The organism is Methylorubrum sp. POS3, assembly GCF_043352485.1.
In the GTDB taxonomy this organism is placed as follows: Bacteria; Pseudomonadota; Alphaproteobacteria; order Rhizobiales; family Beijerinckiaceae; genus Methylobacterium; species Methylobacterium suomiense.
In genome coordinates this window covers 4,721,588-4,738,845 of sequence record NZ_JAPRBT010000001.1, presented here as the reverse complement: position 1 = coordinate 4,738,845, position 17,258 = coordinate 4,721,588, and the positions used below count along the sequence as shown (strand labels likewise).

General features: G+C 65.0%; 20 protein-coding genes. 8 read left to right on the top strand and 12 right to left on the bottom strand.

Translation table 11 applies throughout. The annotated features are described in order from the left end of the window. Positions 1 to 526 precede the first annotated feature (526 nt). Positions 527 to 1,291, top strand: a complete 765-nt coding sequence (locus OWC43_RS22005) for a hypothetical protein (RefSeq protein ID WP_393958326.1) — start codon at positions 527 to 529, stop codon at positions 1,289 to 1,291. 436 nt (positions 1,292 to 1,727) lie between these two features. Then, a complete protein-coding gene (locus OWC43_RS22000) occupies positions 1,728 to 2,789 on the top strand; it encodes an MBL fold metallo-hydrolase (RefSeq protein WP_238308497.1) in 1,062 nt (353 codons plus the stop codon). 22 nt (positions 2,790 to 2,811) lie between these two features. On the opposite strand, the gene OWC43_RS21995 is transcribed toward OWC43_RS22000, so the two are convergent. Continuing rightward, positions 2,812 to 3,705 (bottom strand): LysR family transcriptional regulator, encoded by an 894-nt coding sequence (locus tag OWC43_RS21995; protein WP_393958324.1) that lies wholly within the window; start codon positions 3,703 to 3,705, stop codon positions 2,812 to 2,814. A gap of 112 nt (positions 3,706 to 3,817) precedes the next feature. Here OWC43_RS21995 and OWC43_RS21990 point away from each other — a divergent pair, with 112 nt between their 5' ends. Further along, positions 3,818 to 4,261: a DMT family transporter gene (locus tag OWC43_RS21990; RefSeq protein WP_393958323.1), complete on the top strand. Its 444-nt coding sequence runs from the start codon at positions 3,818 to 3,820 to the stop codon at positions 4,259 to 4,261. Positions 4,262 to 4,267: 6 nt separating this feature from the next. On the opposite strand, the gene OWC43_RS21985 is transcribed toward OWC43_RS21990, so the two are convergent. The 3 genes from OWC43_RS21985 to hslV form a co-directional block, all read right to left on the bottom strand. After that, positions 4,268 to 5,122, bottom strand: coding sequence for an EamA family transporter (locus OWC43_RS21985; RefSeq protein WP_393958321.1), 855 nt, complete (start codon positions 5,120 to 5,122; stop codon positions 4,268 to 4,270). 25 nt (positions 5,123 to 5,147) lie between these two features. Beyond that, on the bottom strand, positions 5,148 to 6,461 hold the full coding sequence (gene hslU, locus OWC43_RS21980; protein ID WP_393958320.1) for an ATP-dependent protease ATPase subunit HslU: 1,314 nt from the start codon (positions 6,459 to 6,461) through the stop codon (positions 5,148 to 5,150). 225 nt (positions 6,462 to 6,686) lie between these two features. Then, the gene (hslV, locus tag OWC43_RS21975) at positions 6,687 to 7,217 is read right to left on the bottom strand and encodes an ATP-dependent protease subunit HslV (RefSeq protein WP_137828257.1); all 531 of its coding nucleotides are present in this window, start codon (positions 7,215 to 7,217) and stop codon (positions 6,687 to 6,689) included. Between the two features lie 218 nt (positions 7,218 to 7,435). On the opposite strand from hslV, the gene motA reads away from it, so the two are divergent. The 4 genes from motA (at position 7,436) to OWC43_RS21955 (ending at position 10,583) form a co-directional block, all read left to right on the top strand. Then, positions 7,436 to 8,308, top strand: a complete 873-nt coding sequence (gene motA, locus OWC43_RS21970; protein ID WP_137828227.1) for a flagellar motor stator protein MotA — start codon at positions 7,436 to 7,438, stop codon at positions 8,306 to 8,308. Positions 8,309 to 8,319: 11 nt separating this feature from the next. Beyond that, positions 8,320 to 9,342: a flagellar motor switch protein FliM gene (locus OWC43_RS21965; RefSeq protein WP_137828226.1), complete on the top strand. Its 1,023-nt coding sequence runs from the start codon at positions 8,320 to 8,322 to the stop codon at positions 9,340 to 9,342. After that, positions 9,326 to 9,625 (top strand): hypothetical protein, encoded by a 300-nt coding sequence (locus tag OWC43_RS21960; protein WP_393958319.1) that lies wholly within the window; start codon positions 9,326 to 9,328, stop codon positions 9,623 to 9,625. Before OWC43_RS21965 ends, OWC43_RS21960 begins: the two co-directional genes overlap by 17 nt. Positions 9,626 to 9,728: 103 nt before the next feature. Continuing rightward, entirely contained in the window at positions 9,729 to 10,583 is an 855-nt protein-coding gene (locus OWC43_RS21955; protein ID WP_137828224.1) for a formate/nitrite transporter family protein, read from the top strand. Between the two features lie 4 nt (positions 10,584 to 10,587). Here OWC43_RS21955 and OWC43_RS21950 read toward each other — a convergent pair whose 3' ends face one another. The 5 genes from OWC43_RS21950 to OWC43_RS21930 are packed head-to-tail and all read right to left on the bottom strand — an operon-like array spanning position 10,588 to position 14,356. After that, complete coding sequence (locus OWC43_RS21950; RefSeq protein ID WP_393958318.1) at positions 10,588 to 11,508, bottom strand: bestrophin family protein; 921 nt, start codon at positions 11,506 to 11,508, stop codon at positions 10,588 to 10,590. Positions 11,509 to 11,566: 58 nt separating this feature from the next. Next, a complete protein-coding gene (locus tag OWC43_RS21945) occupies positions 11,567 to 11,905 on the bottom strand; it encodes a hypothetical protein (protein ID WP_137828222.1) in 339 nt (112 codons plus the stop codon). Positions 11,906 to 11,908: 3 nt separating this feature from the next. After that, positions 11,909 to 12,214, bottom strand: coding sequence for a hypothetical protein (locus OWC43_RS21940; protein ID WP_393958317.1), 306 nt, complete (start codon positions 12,212 to 12,214; stop codon positions 11,909 to 11,911). Between the two features lie 40 nt (positions 12,215 to 12,254). Further along, the gene (locus OWC43_RS21935) at positions 12,255 to 13,889 is read right to left on the bottom strand and encodes a TadG family pilus assembly protein (RefSeq protein ID WP_393958316.1); all 1,635 of its coding nucleotides are present in this window, start codon (positions 13,887 to 13,889) and stop codon (positions 12,255 to 12,257) included. Beyond that, the gene (locus tag OWC43_RS21930; protein WP_393958315.1) at positions 13,889 to 14,356 is read right to left on the bottom strand and encodes a TadE/TadG family type IV pilus assembly protein; all 468 of its coding nucleotides are present in this window, start codon (positions 14,354 to 14,356) and stop codon (positions 13,889 to 13,891) included. The genes OWC43_RS21935 and OWC43_RS21930 overlap by 1 nt, the downstream gene beginning before the upstream one ends. A 111-nt stretch (positions 14,357 to 14,467) precedes the next feature. On the opposite strand from OWC43_RS21930, the gene OWC43_RS21925 reads away from it, so the two are divergent. Then, entirely contained in the window at positions 14,468 to 14,698 is a 231-nt protein-coding gene (locus OWC43_RS21925) for a hypothetical protein (RefSeq protein WP_393958313.1), read from the top strand. Positions 14,699 to 14,947: 249 nt separating this feature from the next. Here the strand turns inward: OWC43_RS21925 and OWC43_RS21920 are convergent, their stop codons facing one another. From OWC43_RS21920 to apaG, 3 genes are all read right to left on the bottom strand, one after another. Further along, a complete protein-coding gene (locus OWC43_RS21920; protein WP_393958312.1) occupies positions 14,948 to 15,424 on the bottom strand; it encodes an SRPBCC family protein in 477 nt (158 codons plus the stop codon). A 165-nt stretch (positions 15,425 to 15,589) separates the two neighbouring features. After that, the gene (gene argE, locus OWC43_RS21915) at positions 15,590 to 16,759 is read right to left on the bottom strand and encodes an acetylornithine deacetylase (RefSeq protein WP_393958311.1); all 1,170 of its coding nucleotides are present in this window, start codon (positions 16,757 to 16,759) and stop codon (positions 15,590 to 15,592) included. Position 16,760: 1 nt separating this feature from the next. Then, positions 16,761 to 17,153, bottom strand: a complete 393-nt coding sequence (gene apaG / locus OWC43_RS21910) for a Co2+/Mg2+ efflux protein ApaG (RefSeq protein WP_137828215.1) — start codon at positions 17,151 to 17,153, stop codon at positions 16,761 to 16,763. Positions 17,154 to 17,258 lie beyond the last annotated feature (105 nt).

Below are 17,258 nucleotides of genomic sequence, written 5' to 3'. Positions count from 1 at the left end.
CTCTGCATAACTGCGTCTCCGATTCCCGCCGCGAGGAAGGGGCGAGCCTGTCGTGACAGCCACCCCTTAGCCGGCGCAGCCACGGGTTTAATAATATTTTTATTTCGCGCAATGCGGGTTTTGTATGAATGAGAAGGGCTCGTCTGTCCGGGCCCTGCAGATGGCCCGATGGCATGTGAGCCCGCGCAGGAGCTTGAAGCGGTGAGCGAAGGTGTAGGATGCGTTGAAGTCCGCGAGCGGCTGCCGAAGATGGCAGCTTCTGTGGTCGTGATGCTGCCGTGCTGAACCCAGCACAGGGTGCATCCTTCCCTATGCGGGTAACATTCACATCATCAAGTCTTGAACTCGTACATACTCAGATCAAGCGACGGTGGCAGTCGCATCGCTCGGCACGACCACGACCTCTTTCGCCTCCAAATTTCCCTTCCGAAACGCTACCGTGCGGTTGTGCGGTTGCCGGACTGCAACACTTAAGCAGTATTGTAGATCGGGTCACCCTGGGTGAGATAGACGCCGATCCGGTGGCGTGCTGAACAATGTATCGGCGGCAACGACCGCTCAAAGGGGGATCTTAATGAACTTTCGGGTTTGTTTAGCGGGCGCTTTGCTCGCGACGATGACGGCTGCCTGCGTTCCAACTGAAAAAGTAGCGTTCAGTGCCGGGCCTCAGCAGCAATCAGTTGTTCGCGATGGACGTAACGCAGTTATTTCAAAGAAAAAAAATTCCACCGTCATCGTTTTGTCGGCATCCCGGGCAATCGCGAGTGGTAGTCGGCCAGTCTTCGTCGTTGGAATTCAGAACAACGGCAAGATCCCAAGCGATTTTCGTGTCTCCAATGTCAGCGCCGTGCAGATCCAGGACGGCACGCCATCGAAAAGCATGGCGATCGTGCCCTATGAACAGCTCGTTTCCGAAGAGCGCACACGGCAGGTGGTCGGAGCAATTCTTATCGGCGCTGCAGCGGCCGGCAATGCTTACGCGGCCCAACAGTCGAGCTACACAAGCAGCGGGCGTTACAGCCCAATCGCCGGCGCCATCAACGGTGCGCGGGCCGATGCACATAACGCCGCGATGATTGGTGGCGCAGTTGCGGCCGGACAGGTCAATCTTGCGGCCCTCGAGCAGAACGTGATCAAAGACAACACCGTGATGCCGACGGAGTGGATTGGCGGGCAACTCCACATCGAGCCTCCGGCCGGTGCTGGCAATGTCGCCAAGGCTTACGTCATCACGGTTCCGGTCGGCGACGACATCCACGAGATCACGGTCACGCAGGGGCGCGGGGTCTAGCGCATCTGCCCGAGAGGTGAGTGCCGGCTTTCAAAAGAGCCAATGCCGCACGATCATCCAGAGCATCATGACAGGTCAAATATCCGGCATGATGCTCTGGAAATTTGCTCAAATATTTTGCTATGATCATCCCATGATCGGCCTGCGTTTCAGGCTATTCGATTGATTGTAGACTATGGTATTTATCGAATTTCAAACAAATAAAGTCAGTTTATATCATTATAAGTCTTCGTTGCGGGCGGCGGTTTTCATGTGAGCGAAATCCAGAGGTCGTTGTAACATTCAAGCGTGAAGTCAGTGCTGCCCGTGCCTGGAGTCGCCGCTGAGCGATCAGCGCTGAGAGGATTGGCTAGCCCCGACCCCGTTGACCCTCTTGTTTCCGATGAGGCTCCGCGCCGCGCTTGATCGTAACGGCTCCGGGAGCCATCTCGACAGCATGAAGAAGCGTGGCCTGCTCACGGTCGCCAGTGCGGCCACGGTGATGACTCTCGGCGGCGTCGGCTATGCCGCGCGACGGCGCGGCAAGAATCCCTACTACCAGGGTCCGAAGAGCGATCACTTCGACGGGTTGCGCTTCCACGCGCCGGACCAGCCGCCCGACAAGGATCTGTCCGATCTCGCCCGCTGGCGCATGAAGGGCACGCGGGAGGCGTGGCCGCACAGCTTCCCCAGCCCCTTCCCGCCGGACAAGCCGCCGCAGCGGGTCGAAGGGTTTCGCGTGGTCCTGATCGGGCATGCGAGCTACCTGTTCCAGATCGCGGGTCGCAACATCCTCGTCGATCCGGTCTTCTCCCGTCGGGCGAGCCCGGTCCGCTTCGCCGGGCCCAAGCGCGTCAACCCGCCGGGCATCGTCTACGGCGATCTTCCGCCGATCGATGCAGTGCTGATCACGCACAATCACTTCGACCATCTCGACGGCCCGGTCATGGCCCGGCTGTGGCAGGATCACCAGCCGCTGATCGTGGCGCCCCTCGGCAACGACGCGATCCTGCGCAGCTACGATGACACCATGCATGTCGAGACCCGCGACTGGGGTGGAACGGTCGATCTCGGCGGCGGCATCACCGCACATCTGACGCCGGCCCATCATTGGTCGGCGCGGGGTCTCAACGACCGGCGCATGGCCCTGTGGTGTGCCTTCCTCCTCACCACGCCGCGGGGCGTCCATTACCATGTCGGCGATACCGGTCTCGGCGACGGGGCCATCTTCCGCGAGATCCGCGCCCGGTTCGGACCGCCGCGCCTCGCGACCCTGCCGATCGGCGCCTACGAGCCGCGCTGGTTCATGCAGCCTCAGCACATGAACCCTGCCGACGCCGTGGAGGCTTTCTCTCTGCTCGGGGCCGATCAAGCGCTCGGACACCACTGGGGCACCTTCCGCCTCACCGATGAGGGTATCGAACGCCCGGTGGAGGCGCTCGCCGAGGCGCTCACGGCAACCGGACTGCCGGCGGCGCGTTTCTTGGCCCTGCGTCCCGGTCAGGTGTGGGAGGGGTAGAACGAGGCATCGACCCTACGCATTAGGACAGGTCTTGGGCATCGCGCTCGACTACGAGCGCTCGCAGCAACCGTTCCGTCAGACGACTCGGCGGTCGGGCGGCTGGACGTAGCAACATCGTCTCGATCGGCAGGGTCGGGCGGAAGGGACGCAAGACGATCGACAACTCCGACAGGTCGCGGGCGGGCAGAGGATCGACGATGGTGACGCCAAGTCCCTCGGCGACGAGCCCACATCGGGCAGCGGTAAACTGAGCCGCCATGACGAAGCGCGGCGCGACACCGGCCGCTGCGAAGGCTGCTTCTATCGCATCCTGGAACGGGCCGGGACCACCGGAAATCATCGGCTCCGTCGCGAGATCGGCCGCCGTGACATCGCTCCGGCTCGCGAGGCGATGGCCCCGTGGCAGGGCACAGACTGCCGCTACCGTGAGGAAGGTCTCGGCCGCCACCTCGGTGTAGCCGCAGCGCGGTCGAGCAAGTCCAAGATCGCACTGGCCGGAGGCGGCCCACGACCAGATCGTGTCCGGGCTCGGGACGTGAATGGAGATGCGTACACCCGGCACCTCGTTGTCGAGCCGTCGAATCGCCCGTGGCAATAGGCGTGACGCGAGCGAGGGTTGGCAGGCGATCCGCAACGTGCCGGTGCCGCGCTCGGCGATGCGGCGCGCGGCGTGGCTCAGGTGATCAAGGCCAGCGAAGGTCTGATCGACTTCGCGTGCGAAGGCCTCGCCCTCCTCGGTCGGCAGCGCAGCACCATGGCCCCGTACGAAGAGTGAAAAGCCAAGCTCGTTTTCGAGGGACGCGATGGCCCGGCTCACATGCGGCTGGCCGATCCCGAGAGCTTCGGCTGCGCGCGTCATGCCGCCATGTCGGATCACCGCCCGAAAGAGATCAAGATGTGCCGGATTGATCATGCCTGATTTGTATCGATGCTGCGCTGACCCACATTTGACGGCATGTGCGCGGCGTGATTGTCAATGTCGACCGCGATCTTCCGCTCCGGCGATGCAGTTGAGGCTCAAGCCGATGCTCCTCCTTATCCCCACTGGCTTCGCGGTTCTCGCCGGCATCAGCGTCGTCACGCAACAGATCCTCAACGCCAATCTGCGCACGGCCCTGTCTTCCGCAGCTTGGTCGGGCTTCGCGAGCTACTTCGTCGGACTGGCCTGCATGGCGTTCCTCGCCGTGATCTTGCGCGATCCGCCGCCTTCGGCCGGCGTGATGCTGCGCGTGCCGTGGTGGGCCTGGAGCGGTGGGCTGTTCGGGGCGATCTTCATCGGGCTCGCGATCGTGCTGGTGCCGCAGCTCGGTGCGGCGACCTTCATCGCGCTTGTCGTGACCGGGCAGATGCTCGCCTCCGCCGGATTCGACCATTTCGGCCTGCTCGGTCTCGATCGGCAACCGCTCGATGCCACGCGCTTGCTCGGTATCGCCCTGCTCGTCGGCGGTGTGGTGCTGATCCGGCGGTGAGCGGCCTCAGCCGTTGCGTCTCGTGCCGATTGCCATGCCGATGGAGGCCGCGCTGATGCAGAGGATCGCAAACCCCTGAAGCGGGCTGAGCCGCTCGCCGAGGAGCGGGAGGGCGGCCAGTGCGGCGATGGCCGGTTCCAGGCTCATCATCACACCGAAGACCGGCCGCGGCATGCGGGTCAGCGCGAACATTTCCAGCGAATAGGGCAGGGCACTCGATAGGAGGGCGACGGCGAGCCCCGCCGCGAGCGTCGACGGCATCAGGAGATCGGCGCCCGCTTGCACGATCCCCACCGGCACGACGAGCAGGGCCGCCACCGTCATGCCGAGCGCCACCGCCGACGATCCGCCGGCCCGGCCCGCCGCCTGACCGAACACGATGTAGAGCGCCCACGCCACCCCGGCCGCGAGCGCCAGCGCCGCGCCGACGGGATCGACGCTCGAGGCCTCACTCAGCGGAAGCAGCAGAACCAAGCCGAGGAGGGCGAGCCCGATCCAGAGGAAATCGGACGGGTGCCGGGAGCCCCAGAGAGCGACGGCCAGCGGACCGGTGAACTCGATCGCCACGGCAATGCCGAGCGGCACGGTGCGCAGCGATAGATAGAACAGACAGTTCATCAGCCCGAGCGCCGCGCCGTAGAGCGCCACCGCCCTCGTGTCCCGCAGGGTCAGGCTGCGTTGCCAGGGCCGCAGGATGGCGAGCAGGATCACGGCTGCGAAGCCGACCCGCAATGCGGTCGTTCCCTCCGGCCCGATGACGGGGAAGAGGTGTTTGGCGAAGGCGGCCCCGGTCTGGATCGAGACCATCGCGGCGATGAGCGCCGCGATGGGAAGCAGTGTTCCGCCCGGCTTCTCCGGCATCGAATCCGATCGGATCACGGCCTCTTCACAGGATGAATCGGCTCAGATCGGCATTCGCCGCCAGATCCTCGACGCGATCACGGACATAGGCCGCATCGATCCGCACGGTCTCGCCGGAGCGATCCGTGGCGGTGAAGGAGATGTCGTCGATCACCCGCTCCAGCACCGTCTGGAGGCGGCGGGCGCCGATATTTTCGACGGATCCGTTCACCTCGACCGCGACGCGGGCAAGAGCATCGACGGAATCGTCGGTGAAATCGAGCGTGACCCCTTCAGTCTCCATCAGAGCGACCGTCTGCTTGAGGAGACTCGCCTCGGTCGCGGTCAGGATCTGCTTGAAATCATCCACCGTCAGCGGTTGCAGCTCGACACGGATCGGCAATCGCCCCTGCAACTCCGGCAGGAGATCGGACGGCTTCGAGACATGGAAGGCGCCCGATGCGATGAACAGGATGTGGTCCGTCTTGACCGGCCCGTGCTTGGTGGCGACCGTGGTGCCCTCGATCAGCGGCAGCAGATCGCGCTGGACGCCTTCGCGGGAGACGTCGGCGCCGGAACGGCCCTCGCGGGCGCAGATCTTGTCGATCTCGTCGAGGAAGACGATGCCATTGTCCTCGACCTCGCGCACGGCCTCGCGGATCAGCGCATCGTCGTCCACCAGTTTGTCGGATTCTTCGGCGATCAGCGGCGCGTAGGCATCGGCGACCGTCATCCGCCGCGGTTTGCCCCTCTGCCCGCCCAGGGCCTTTCCGAGCATGTCGTTCAGGTTGATCGCCCCCATGGAGGCGCCGGGCACGCCGGGAATCTCGAACATCGGCATGCCCTGCGGGCCGCTCGGCGCAAGTTCGATCTCGACTTCCTTGTCGTCGAGCTCGCTCGCCCGGAGCTTCTTGCGGAAGCTCTCGCGGGTCGTCTGACTCGCCGTGGGACCGACCAGGGCGTCGAGGATACGCGCTTCGGCGGCCGCCTCCGCCTTGGCCTTCACGGCCTTGCGCTTCTCCTCGCGCGTCAGGCCGATGCCGACCTCGACGAGGTCGCGCACGATCTGCTCCACATCGCGGCCGACATAGCCGACCTCGGTGAACTTCGTCGCCTCGATCTTGAGGAAGGGCGCGTTGGCCAGCCGCGCCAGCCGACGGGCGATCTCGGTCTTGCCGCAGCCGGTGGGTCCGATCATCAGGATGTTCTTGGGCGCCACCTCCTCGCGCAGGGGACCCTTCAATTGCTGGCGGCGCCAGCGATTGCGCAGCGCGATGGCGACCGCGCGCTTGGCATCCTTCTGGCCGACGATGAAGCGGTCGAGCTCGGAGACGATCTCGCGGGGGGAGAAGGTGGTCATCGGACTCCAGGTCTGCGGCGAGGGGGCGCCGAGCTTCGATCTATGCGCGCCACCGGGCGCTTTCCAGACGCGGGCGGCGGGGCTGTTTCGGTTCGGTTCGCGTCAGTCGCGGTTCGAGGCCATTCGGCGGCGTGGGCGATCGGGGGTGTCGAGCGGCCGAAGAAGGTATTGGGGTTCGAAATGGATGCCTGGTTTCGTGAGGACCCGGATGGGCCAGCGCGCCGATTAACCGACGTCGAGCGCTTCGATGACGAGGTTGCCATTGGTGTAGACGCAGATCTCGGCGGCGATCCGCATCGACCGGCGGACGATGGCTTCGGCGTCGAGATCGCCTTCCTCCAGGGCGCGGGCGGCGGCGAGGGCATAATTGCCGCCGGAGCCGATCGCCATGACACCGCTCTCGGGCTCGAGCACGTCGCCGGATCCGGAGAGCAGCAGGCTGACGTCCTTGTCGGCCACCAGCATCATCGCTTCCAGCCGCCGCAGATAGCGGTCGGTGCGCCAATCCTTGGTGAGCTCGACGCAGGCTCGGGTGAGCTGCCCCGGATATTGCTCGAGCTTCGCTTCCAACCGCTCGAACAGGGTGAAGGCATCGGCCGTTGCGCCGGCGAAGCCACCGATGACGCTGCCCTTGGCCAGCCGCCGGACTTTGCGGGCATTGCCCTTCACGATGGTCTGGCCCAGGCTGACCTGTCCGTCGCCACCGATCACCACCCGTCCGCCCTTGCGGACCATCAGGATCGTCGTGGCGTGCATCTGGGCGGGGCCGTCATCGGCGTGGGGCAAGGAAGCGCTCCGGTTCGTCATTCCAACGTCGCGCCTGACGTATGCGCTCGCGGGCCCGTCTCCAAGGCGGCATGCGAGGTCGTTCGGCGAAGGCGCATTTGTCCGACAAAGCCCCGCGCAAGCGTGCCCGGCTATCCGCATCCGCCAAGGGCCGATCGAGCATCGTCGGCCATCCGCGGAACGAGTGCATGGGAATCATCGTCGGCCTTGTCATCGCCATCGGTTGCATGCTCGGCGGCTTCATGGCCATGGGCGGCCACCTCATCGTCATCTGGCAGCCCTGGGAATTCGTCATCATCGGCGGCATGGCGGCGGGCACGTTCGTCATCGCCAACCCGCTGAAGGTCGTGATGGATTCCGGGAAGGCAACCATGGAAGCCTTCACCGACAAGGGCCCCAAACGGCAGGATTTTCTGTCGCTGCTGGGCCTGCTGCACGCTCTCTTGCGCGAATTGAGAGCCAAGCCGCGCAACGAGGTCGAGCCGCATTTCGACGATCCGGCCAATTCCGAGATCTTCAAAAATTTCCCGGACATCACCAAGCATCCGGATCTCGTCATGTTCATCTGCGACTATTGTCGCCTGATCCTCATCGGCAATGCCCGCTCGCACGAGATCGAGGCGCTGATGGAGGAGGAGATTGGGACTTACAAGAAATACAAGCTCAAGCCCTACGGCGCGCTCAATACGGTCGCCGAGGCTTTGCCCGCCCTCGGTATCGTCGCGGCAGTGCTCGGGATCGTGAAGGCGATGGGTGCCCTCGACCAGTCGCCGCAGATCCTCGGCGGCCTCATCGGCGCGGCATTGGTGGGGACCTTCTTCGGCGTCTTCGCGTCCTACGGCGTGGTGGCCCCCCTGGCCATCAAGGTGAAGGGTGTGCGGGAGCGGCAATGCGCGCCCTACACGATCATCAAGCAGACCCTCATCGCCTACATGAACGGCGCATTACCCCAGGTGGCCATCGAGCATGGCCGCAAAGGCATCGCGGGTGCCGAGCGTCCGACCATCGACGAGGTAGAGGCCGCAACCCTGGCGGGCGGACGCGCCCCCGCCGCCGCTTGAGGGGCCTCGCCATGGACGACACGTTCCTCGACCAGATGTCGATCGATGATATTCCGTTCGACAAGGTGCCATCGCAGCCCCAGCCCGCCCTCGACGCCCTGCTGCAGGCCGTCGCGTCGAAGCCTGCCGTCGATATTCGCTCCCGCATTCAGGAGGCCGGCGGTCTGTCGCTCGACCGGCTGCCGATGCTGCATGTGGTGTTCGACCGGCTCGCCACCGCCTGCAGCGATGCGCTCAAGCACTTGGCCGCCTCGTCCACCTTCTACTCGCTCAGCGGGATCGAGAGCGGGCGATTCGGCGAGATGCTCGACGAATACGAGGCCAACGCGGTCGTCGGCATCTTCTACGTGCCGGGGTGGGATGGGCATATCGTGGTCGGGCTCGACCGCGACTTCATCTACACGATGGTCGAGGTGCTGTTCGGCTCCGACGGTTCCGAGCCACCGGTGGAGGAGGAGCGTAACTTCTCCGCCATCGAGCTGCGCCTCGCGCAGATGGTGTTCGAGCAGATCGGAAAAGCTCTCGAATCCTCGTTCGGCCTCGTCTCGCAGACTCCGTTCCGCCTGGAACGGATGGAGACGCGCATGGAATTCGCCATCATCGGCCGGCGCTCGGCGAAGTCGGTGCAGGCCAAGTTCCTGCTGCAGGCGCTGAACCGCGGCGGCGAGATGTTCCTCATCATCCCGCAGACGGTGCTCAACCCGCTGCGCCCGGCCCTCGGCAAGGTGTTGACCGGCGAATCCTCCGCCCGCGATCCGCGCTGGGCCCAGCAGATCTCGGCGGAGGTGCAGAAAACCGTCGTGAGCCTGCGGGCCGTGCTGGAGGAACGCCACCTGACGCTCGGCGAGATCGCCGGCCTGCAGGTCGGGCAGGTGATCGCGCTCGACGCGACGCCGGCCACGCGGATCAAGCTCGAAGGCAATGACCGTCCGCTGTTCTGGTGCCGGGCGGGCCAATCGCAGGGTAGCTACGTTCTGCGGGTGGAGGAGGCGATCAATCCCGAGAAGGAGGGACGCGATGGACTCCTTGGTTGACGGCGTGCTGCTTCTCGCCCTCGTGGCGACGAGCGCTTGCGTGGTGCCGATGTATCTCAAGCTCAAACGGCTCGATCGCGCGCAGGCCGAGTACGGCGCCGCGGTGGCGGCATCGGGACTCGTCCTGACCCAGGCCGGCGAGGCCGTGCGCAGCTTCTCCGGGGAGGGGCGCGAGATTCTCGAAGCGCTGAGCCTCAAGATCGAGGAGGCGCGGGCGGCCTTGGCCGATCTCGAGGCATCGCGCGCCTCGTTGCTGGCGGCGCGCAGCGAGCCGCGGGCCTGACGGGAGGTGCGCCGCATCGGCGCCGCGCAACAAAATTTCGTCAGCTTGGAGCGTGGTTTGGCTTCCATACGTTGAACATGGCCAAGCCAGGGCCGAGAGCCGCATGTCCGAAGACGAGCACCGCAACCACGGGGCGGAGAAGCGCGAGAAGGACGACGCGCAGGTCGAGAAAGGTCATCGCCCGGACGCACTGATCCTGCACGAGATCATCCGCCGGGAGGGTGAGGAGGAACTGCGCCGCACCACGCTGGCTCTCTCCCTCTCGGCCTTCGCCGCGGGGCTGACCATGGGCTTCTCGCTGATCGTGCCGGGCGTGCTGAAGGGCCATCTGCCGCACGAGCCCTGGGCCGAGCTGGTTCTCAGCATGGGTTACTCGATTGGCTTCCTGATCGTCGTGCTCGGCCGCCAGCAGCTCTTCACCGAGAACACCGTCACACCGATCCTTCCGCTCCTGACCGACCGCACCGTCGCATCGCTGATGCGGGTCATCCGGCTCTGGGCCATCGTGCTGGTCGGCAACATTCTGGCCACCTTCGTCATCGCCTCGGTGCTGGCCCATACCGATGCCTTCCAACCGGAGGTGCGCAAGGCCTTCGCCGAGATCAGCCGCCACACCATCGAGGACCCGTTCTGGACGACCGTCATCAAGGCGGTGTTCGCGGGCTGGCTCATCGCCCTGATGGTCTGGATCCTCCCGGCGACGGGCTCGGCGGCGCCGTTCATCATCATCCTGATGACGTGGCTCGTCTCGATGTGCGGGCTCGCCCACATCGTCGCCGGATCGGTCGATGCCTATTACCTCGTCGCCATCGGCGAGATCAGTTTCCCCACCTACGTGACCGGCTTCTTCGTGCCGACCTTGATCGGCAACGTGCTCGGCGGCGTCACCCTGGTGTCGGTGCTGAATTTCGGACAGGTCGTGCCCGACATGGAAGGAAACCGGCGCAGCGACGCCTGATCCGTCAGCGCAGGGTGAAGCGCTCCGCCCGCGGCGCCTCTCGACGGGCCTCGCCCAGCGCATCGAGAACCGGTGCGGTGGCAGCGTGCAACAGGGCGTCGAGGGGGAGATCGTTGGCGTCGGTGCCGAACGGCTCCTCCAATTCGTCGCCCAGAGCATCGAGGCCGAAGAAGGCGTAGGCCACGAGGGCGGCCACGATCGGTGTCGACCAGCCGAGGGAGCCCGCCAATCCGAACGGCAGCAGCAGGCAGTAGAGCCAAGCCGTCCGGTAGAGCAGCAGCGTGTAGGCGAAGGGGAGCGGCGTCCCCTGGATGCGCTCGCAGGTCGCCTGGATGGCCGCGAGGCTTGCGATCTTGTGCTCAAGCGTCGCGAAGGTCACTTCGCCGAAGGCACCGGTATGCAGGGCCGAGGCGAGGTCATGGGTCAGCCCGGTGAGGGCGGCGTCGGCGGCGCTGGCTCGGTCCGTGAGGGAGAGGCTCTCATGGGGCGGCAACCAGGGCTCGGCCGCTCCCGCTTCATCCAAATCGCGCAGGCGCGCATGCAGTGCCTGGGCGAACCCGACCGTCCGCCGCAAGATCCGGCGACGCAGATCCGCGTGGCGGTCTTCGGGCAGCAGCGCCGGAATCAACCGCGCCAGCGCCCGCATCTCGACGATGAGCGTGCCCCAGGCCCGGCGTGCCTCCCACCAGCGGTCGTAGCAGGCGCCGTTGCGGAAGCTGAGGAAGATCGAGAGGGCGAGGCCGACCAGGGTGAAGGGGCCGATGCCGGCGGTGACCGGAAACCACTCCGCGTGACGCTGCTCAAGACCCACCACGAGACAGGCCAAGGCCGTGATCGCGATCACCTTCGGGGCGACCTTCGGCAGAATCGAGCCGCGAAGGGCAAACAGGATGGTGAAGAGGCTGGGACGCGGACGGACGATCATGCCGCGTCTGTCCGCGATCCGGCCACGGGACGCAACGCCGCGACGCCCCGCATCGGACCTAATGGGCTTCGGGAGTGATGCGAACCGCAGCCACTTCGCGCAATCGGCCGGTGAAGAGGTCGTGGGCGTAATCGAACGCGAACTGGCTGCGGCCCTCCCGATCCGGTCGCGCTCGGTGATCGGAGCACCACGCCAGGAAGTTCGCCGATCGCACCGTCGCGCGCACGACCGGCACGCCGATCCCGAGAGCGGCGCGCTCCGCCTGAAGGGCCTGCCGCAGCCACACTTCATAGGTGGGCGGGAGCGTCTCGGCGTCGATCATCAGGCCGCGTAGCTGGAGGTAATCCTGCTCATCGTACCAAATCATGCCGAGGGGATGCAGACTGGTCCGCGACATCGCTCAAGCCCCGACCAGATTCGACGGAAGGTGGGTGATCGGAGCGTCGTCGATCCTCGCACAGGAGCGGTGTCCGCCCGTGGGCAAATCCGCCTTGGGACGCGTTCGATTGGGGCGGTGCGCCGTTTCTCGTAGGTTCGCCTGGACCTGCGCATTCAGGCCTTCGGCGACCGCGACGGAGAGGAGAATGGCGACTTCGTCGCCCGCTGTGTCGCGCAGCTGCACGGCCAGGGTGTCGCCGCCATCGATCAGGCTGACCTTCAGAACTTCGTCGATGGCGAAGATGTGGATCGTCTCCGATGCGGACATCGTGCCCCCTCTGCCAAATCTTCTCGTTGTCGATGAGCGGCTACTGAACCAGCACTGCCTGCTCACACCGCGCGCCCTCGGCGGTCACGGTGGCGCTGCCAAGACGCATGCCGAGCGCCCGCAGGGTCGAGTCGAGCACGAGGTCGAGCGGCGCGGCGGCGGCGCTCAGCGTCGCGGTCAGCAGCGGACGCAGCGCCGTCAGCGGGACCACGCTCGTTCCATTGATGTCGAGATCGGTGTTGCTCATCAGGGTGCCGACCGTCGAGCCGATCATGTCCGTGCTGACCACCGTACGCGGCCGGTTGCGGGCAATGTCGTCCTCGTTGAATGAGACGGTCTGCGTCCGCGGGCTCCCTGTCTTCACACTTGCCTTGGCCCGGATCGAGAGGGGTGGCAGCTTCAGTGAAAGCAGTGTCGCCGGCCGGTCCACGCCAGGCGGGGTGTTGTCCGTGGCGAGGTCGGAGGCGGAGATGTCGGCGAGGGCGAGGCTGAAGAGCCCGGGTTGCACGTCGAGATCCATCGTCCGCTGCCGGGTCGATCCGGCGGGACACGACACGGATTTCAGGGTGGCCTGGGCGTAGCCGGTCTCGGCATAGATCGGCAGCAACAGGCTGCCGAGATTCAAGGGGGCGCTGATCTCCGCCTCCAGCAGCACCCGCACCTGTGCCGCGCGCAAAATCGCCTTCGGGCTTCCGACGGCGACCCAGCCGGAGCTTTGTCGGCGCTGTCCAACACGGGTCGAAATCCGGAGTTTGGGCAGGCCCGGGATCGTGGCGCCAAGATCGGCTGTGGCGATGCGCTCGCCATTGGCGATGGAGGCCAAGGCCGAAACCGTGGCGAGCGTCTCGATCGTCGGACCCTGACTGCCCCGCGCCATGGAGAGCGTCGCGGCATCGCCGAGGTCGAGAAATTGGTTCACCTGAATGCGGCGGGCGTCACCGTTGGCGACGAGCGATAGGCGCCGGAGCGCGTCGCTGGCGGCTCCGGCCGGTGCAGTCGATGCCAGCGCCGAAAGGATCTCACTTGGGCGAGCGGAGGCGACGAGAAGATCGTTGTAGCTCGCGGCCTGCAAGTTGATCTTCGTGGCCAGAGAATCGAGAAAGCGCAGGGCGTCGACATGGGTCGATTGCAGCGCGTCGTAATCCAGCACGCTCAGCGACAGGTTCGTCCCCAGCATCGAGCCGAGCAGCGCATTCGCGATGCCGGCATTGAGCGATGCGACGCCCGATCCAAGGCTGAAAGAGGCGAACCGCGTGGTGACGGCGGTGCTGGTGACGCCGACATTCAGGGTACTTGCCCACCCGATCATCCGGGCGAAGATCGTGGGTTTCGCCGTGGTCATGGAAACGCGGACGGCATTGGGGGATGCGCCCCCGGCCACGAATTGGCCTGCCGGCGAGCCGTCGTTGCGGCGCGCATAGGTGCCGACAAGGACGGTGATGTCTCGTGCCTGATCGTAACGATTGTCGGACAACGACTTTCGCGCTGCGGCCTCCGCCTGCTTGATGTCGCTCGCCGCGTTGAGGGCTGCGAGATCGACTGCCCCCTGATCCTTGCGCTTGACGTTGTAGAGGAGGCCGAGATCGAGCCCGATCGCCGCAACGCCGAGCATCATGGTGAGGCTGAACGCGGCCATGACCATGACCGAGCCCCGTTCGTCGGAGGCGAAGCGCATCACATGCCCCCAGGGCGCACATCGTAGGAGGCGGTGAGCGTCGCCGGCGCGACGATCGCGAAGCCGGGCACATTCGACAGACCGAGCGTATTCGCATCGAAACTTAGAGCTACGCGATACGTCGGCTGACTTTGCCCGGCGGATCCGATCTGCAATTTGACGGCCTGAGCTTTGACCAGATAGCCGTTCGACAAACCCGTATTGATGCTCTGCTGCGCGAGAATGAGGCGCTCGCTGTCGCTCGACCCCGCGAGCGATGCTCGCGCGGCCTCAGCCGTCACATGCTGTAGCGTATGGTAGGCGCCAATATAGATGCCGCCCGTAATGATGTTCAGCATCAGAAGAAGAAACAGAGGCGCAAGGAAAACGAACTCGATGATGACCGCGCCATCTTCGTCGCTTTTTATGGATTTCAGGCGCTTCAGCTGCGCGGTTTGTGCTCTGCGGACTGCCTGAACTTTGGTCATGGCCTGCGCACATCGGATCGATTTCAGGTTGTGCGAGCCTGATTTCCATCGGTTAATGATTTCTGATTGTGCAAATTCAGACAAACGCTGAAGGGACGGACAAGGCATCCCGTGCGGACTGGCCGCAAAATTGGCAAAATCGTTACCGGTGTCAGCGACTTAGGTGGCGTTGCGGCGCAAACAGCGCGCATGCATTCGATCAGTTTTTTGGAAATAGCTTCTCAATCGCAGCTTGAATGCCCGAAGCGACGCGAAAATGAAAAGATCGAAGCCGATATTGCAATCCGCCAGGCAACCTATGCCCGGGCGCCCTCGAAGGCGTTCAATCGGCGGACGCAGTGATATGTTTGACAGCTTGCAACGCGCTCGAACCGTCAATCGTTCCCGTCCGGCTGCGTGTGACGCGACGGCGAATGTGCTCGAAGATATCGAGGCACATGACTCTTGCATGGTGGGGGCAGTTATTCAGGCAACCTGCCGACGCAACTGAAGAGAATGATCGGCTAAACGCTGCCAAGCAGTCCGTGGCGAACCAATCCCCCGGCGGTTTGAGGGCGAGCGACCGTTCCGGGCCGCTCGCTTGTGATGAGCCTACTTGGCCTTCTCGGCGATGCCCTTCAGCCCCGCCTCGTAGATACCGCCGATGACTTCTTCAGCTTTGGCATCCGGTGCACCCTTCGCCTTGAAGCTTCCCGACCAGACAAGCTTCGAGCCCGAACCGCTCGGCATGACGGCCAGGGTCGACTTGTAATCGGAGACAGGGAGCGGGCTTTCTAGAATGGTATAGCCGTAGTCCATCTTCTTGTCGTCGCGGGCCAACTGCTCCTCGACGATCGTGCCGCCGCCTTTGAGGCTGAGGGTGCGCAAAGACTTGCTGTCCTTCATCGAGGGAGCGCATTTCTCGACCGCCGGGTGCCATTGGCCGATGCCGCAGAAGTCGCCGACGACCTGCCAGACTTTGGCGGGGGGCGCATCGACGGTCAGCGTCTTGGAGACTTCGAGAGCGAGCGCCGGCGTGGCGGCCAACGCCGCGACCGCGACGGCGGCGAGTTTCATCGTGTGTGTCATCGGCACGTATCCTTGAGCTTCCATCCAGGCCCGGCATGTCTCTCGGAACTCGGTCGAGTCCTGCGGATGCCGTGGCACGTCCGAAGCTGGGGCGATCATCCAGGCGGACAAGCTCGACTAAAGTTTATTATCACTTCACGTTGATGTGACGGGGTAAGAACTTGTCTAGGCCCGGCAATCGGCCAGTAGCCGCTGCATGAACGCTTCCCCACGGGTCAGCTGATCGAGCGTGATGTACTCGTCCGGCTGATGCGCCTGGTCGATCGAGCCCGGTCCGCACACCACCGTTGGAATGCCCGCCCCCTGGAAGCGCCCCGCTTCCGTCGCGTAGGGCACGGAGATCGTCCGATTGTGCCGGGACAGCCGCAGGGCCAATTGTTCGGCGGCGGAGCCAGGTTCGGGGGCGAGGCCGGGAACGGACACTTCCTCGATCGTCTCGATGCGCCCGTAATCGCCGTAGCGGTTCAGCCGCTCGCGGACGACCCGCGCGCAGGCCGCTTCGAACAAGCCCGGGATCTCCGACATGTCGAGATCGGGCAGGCCGCGGAATTCCCAGTGGAAAGCACAGAGCTTGGGCAGGATGTTGCGCGCCGTGCCGCCCTGGATCGTGCCGACATGAACCGTGGTGTTCGGGGGATCGAACCGGCCCGAGGCGTCGCCACGCGCCACCATCGCGTCGGCGATGCGGTTGAGTTCGGCGATCAGGTCGGCCGCCGCCATCACGGCGTTTGCACCGAGCATGGGCTTGGCCGAATGCGCCTCATGGCCGTGCACGGTGGTGTGGTAGGTCACGATGCTCTTGTGAGCGTCCGCCACCTGCATCTCGGTCGGTTCGCCGACGATGACGGCGCCCGGTCGCGGGAGGTCGACACCGAAGCGCGCGATCGTGTCGGCCACGCCGAGGCAGGTCGTCTCCTCGTCGTAGGAGAGAAGGATGTGGATCGGCCGTGCGAGATCGGCTTTCACCGCCTCCGGCACCAGGGCCAGCGCCAGAGCGTCGAACCCCTTCATGTCGACGGCGCCGCGGCCATAGGCACGCCCATCGGCGATGCGAAGCTTGAACGGGTCGGTGGTCCAGGTCTGGCCCGTCACCGGCACCACATCGGTATGGCCGGACAGCACGACGCCGCCGTCGATGCTGGGCCCGATCGTGGCGAACACGGCTTCCTTGTCGCCGGCCGCATTCGGCACCCGGACAAAAGACACGCCCCAACCGTCGAGATACTCGGCCACGAAATCGATCAGCGCGATGTTCGACCGGGAACTCTCGGTGTCGAAGGTGACGAGCCGCTCCAGCAGTTCGAGCGCGCTGAGAACGCGGCCCCGACCCGCCATCCTAATGGACGACGCGGCGCACATGCGGCGAGTCGAGCGAGAAGGCCGGGATCTCGGCCTCGAAGCTCTCGCCCCCCATGGTCGCCATGGTGTAGCTGCCGGCCATCAATCCGTCCGGCGTGGTGAGCGGACAGCCGCTGGTATAGCTGAACGACTGCCCCGGCTCGAGCACCGGCTGCTTGCCGACCACACCGGCGCCGCGCACTTCCTGGCAGGCACCCCGTCCGTCGATGATCCGCCAATGACGCGAGCGCAGTTGCACCTGCTCGCTGCCGTTGTTCACGATCTCGACGGTATAGGCGAAGAAATAGCGGCTCTCGCCCGGCGAGGATTCTTCCTCGACGAAGCGGGGCTCCACCGTCACCGTGATGCCGCGCGTCTCGGCCTTGTACATCGCGAAAATGCGTCTCCGTGGACGAGGGGCAGGCCGCGACGCGACATCTGCGTTGGGTCGTGGTACGTGGCGCCCGAAATCCCGTCAATCGCGGCGTCGTCTGTC